This window comes from Xenorhabdus sp. PB62.4, from assembly GCF_014467285.1.
Classification (GTDB): Bacteria; Pseudomonadota; Gammaproteobacteria; order Enterobacterales; family Enterobacteriaceae; genus Xenorhabdus.
In genome coordinates, this window is record NZ_NKHR01000108.1 from 1 (window position 1) to 708 (window position 708).

The following is a 708-nucleotide window of genomic DNA, read 5'->3' on the forward strand; positions in this document are numbered from 1 at the left end:
GGTCACGTATTCAATCCGTTGATGGTGGTATATAATTCCCCTTTTTTCGGAGAAATTAAATGGCGATGATTGAAGTAAAATGTCGATTTTGCCAACGAACAGAATTCGTCAAAAAGCACGGTAAAGGCGATGCGGGACATCAACGCTATCGTTGTTTATCCTGCAAACGAACCTTTCAACTTGAGTACGCCTATCGCGCATGCCAGGCAGGAATTAAAGAACAAGTCGTTGATCTTGCTATGAACAACTCAGGTATTCGTGATACTGCCCGTGCATTACATATCAGTATCAATGCTGTAATACGTGTTTTAAAAAACTCAAACCGCGATGTGTAACAACACTTCCACTGGAGAATGTCAACGTTCAGCTCATCTGTGAAGTTGATGAAATATGGTCATTTGTCGGGAATAAAAAATACCAACGCTGGCTATGGTATGCTTGGGAACCTCGACTAAAGCGTATCATCGCTCACACGCTTGGAAGGCGGAGCAAGAAAACGCTTAAAAAGCTTCTGAAAAAATTATCGCGATTCAATGTTGCTTTTTGGTGTACCGATAAGTTTAAAGCTTACAATATGTTGCCTGAAAATACACACCTCGTCGGGAAAAGTTTCACGCAACGTATCGAGCGTGAAAATCTTACACTTCGCAACAGAATTAAACGATTGAATCGTAAAACACTCGGCTATTCAAAATCCCCTGAGATGCA

1 protein-coding gene is annotated in these 708 nt (G+C 41.2%); it reads left to right on the forward strand.

The genetic code is table 11. The features are described from left to right. Positions 1-59: 59 nt before the first annotated feature. Positions 60-708 (forward strand): IS1 family transposase gene (locus Xenpb_RS19435; protein WP_187655748.1). Its coding sequence is split into 2 segments (ribosomal slippage), with 650 coding nucleotides annotated over them: positions 60-306 and positions 306-708; the frame shifts between segments, so codons are not numbered across the junction. This gene is flagged as partial in the annotation.